This is a genomic window from Vibrio sp. 10N.286.46.A8, assembly GCF_041470165.1.
Lineage (GTDB): Bacteria > Pseudomonadota > Gammaproteobacteria > Enterobacterales > Vibrionaceae > Vibrio > Vibrio tasmaniensis_A.
On the sequence record NZ_JBFRLX010000347.1, the window covers coordinates 1 to 1,426 of the forward strand.

Sequence of the window (1,426 nt, forward strand, 5' to 3'; positions counted from 1 at the left end):
GAGCAATCTCGAATAAGGATTTCACGTCCGATTCAACAGACACATCCGCACGCACGCTTATGGCGGTTCCGCCTTGTTCACGAATCTCGTTCACTAGATCTTCAGCTCGAGACTCATTGTGTATGAAGTTAACACATACAGCATAGCCTTTACTGGCCAACAATTTAGATGTCGCCGCGCCAATGCCTCGGCTCCCGCCTGTTACAATCACTACCTTGTTCAATGAAACCTCCTAATGCCACTTGTTTGTTATAACCTGGTTTTTCGTTACAAACTGATCGTATCGACACAAACTAATTGTTCGATACAACCTGAATCCACTGCGATCGCCAAGCCGGCGCTTCGAATGGGTCTGGCCAAAACTCAGTTTGCTTTTGAATTAAGCCATCAGCAACCGTGTGAAAGGTGATCACTCGGTCTTTCAATACACTGTCTGTAACCGAAACGTCCGTTACTACCGTATCACCTTCACAGACAATTGAATTGAGCGTGAACTCCCAAACACCATTGTCTGGGTATTCAGCATTGATTGCTGTGAAGTTGTCCCGCCCTACCGTCAATTCAGACGACTGCGGCCAATAGCCTTCAAAATCTGTGGCTAGCCATTCACTCGCCTTTGCAAAATCATTACTGCGCATTGCATCCCAAAATCCTAATACCACGTCTTTTGGTTTCATTATTCTTCCTTAAATTAACTACTTTCGACTAAGCGTTGCTGATTAAACGTATTTGCCAATGATCATTGAAAGGTCATCGACACTGTGAGCAATGTAATCGGGCTTCGTTTGCCAATTTTCAGGTTCAGAACGGCTATAACCCGCAGCTACCGCGATCACTTTTGCGTTCTTACCCAGTGCTACTTCAATATTGCGAGCAAACTGTGTATCCGCCTCATGGTCACCGATATACATCAAACACAGTTCTTTAGATTGAGCTTCACCAAATATGTTCTCAACACACTTCATGCCGCCAAACGGATGCGGTTTTTGATTACCATTCGATACATCGTCATAGCCAACAACTGACTTAAACACCTCACCGATACCGTAGCTATCGAGTACAGTTCGAATATTCAATTGAGAGTTTTGCGAGCAAACCCCATGAGGAAGGTGCGCGAACTGACTGATCACGGTTTCCATTCCCTCAAACAAGGCTACGGGAGTTTGATTTTGCTCTTGATGCTCTGCCCACATACCACCAGCGATCAACATTTCATCATGAGACATCCCATAATAGTCGACATACAAGGCTTGCCAGTTTTTAGCCCCGTGGTTGGCTTCATGATAAAGCGCTTCGCTGAGTAAATATTTAGGTAAGTTGTCACCTGACAAGTGTGGCGCGACTAAAGAGATAATGTCTTTTGTGATTGCGATATTCTTTGGAACGGAATTGACTAAGGTTCCATCGTAATCCCACAGGATGGCAT

The 1,426-nt window shown here is 44.8% G+C and carries 3 protein-coding genes; all 3 read right to left on the reverse strand.

The window, feature by feature from the left end; genetic code table 11:
* Window positions 1-223, reverse strand: a 223-nt coding sequence (locus tag AB4232_RS22310) for an SDR family NAD(P)-dependent oxidoreductase (RefSeq protein WP_372088038.1), incomplete at its 3' end; no start/stop codon positions are given.
* A 70-nt stretch (window positions 224-293) separates the two neighbouring features.
* Entirely contained in the window at window positions 294-677 is a 384-nt protein-coding gene (locus AB4232_RS22315) for a nuclear transport factor 2 family protein (protein WP_372088039.1), read from the reverse strand.
* Window positions 678-719: 42 nt separating this feature from the next.
* Window positions 720-1,426, reverse strand: a 707-nt coding sequence (locus AB4232_RS22320) for an HAD family hydrolase (RefSeq protein WP_372088040.1), incomplete at its 5' end; no start/stop codon positions are given.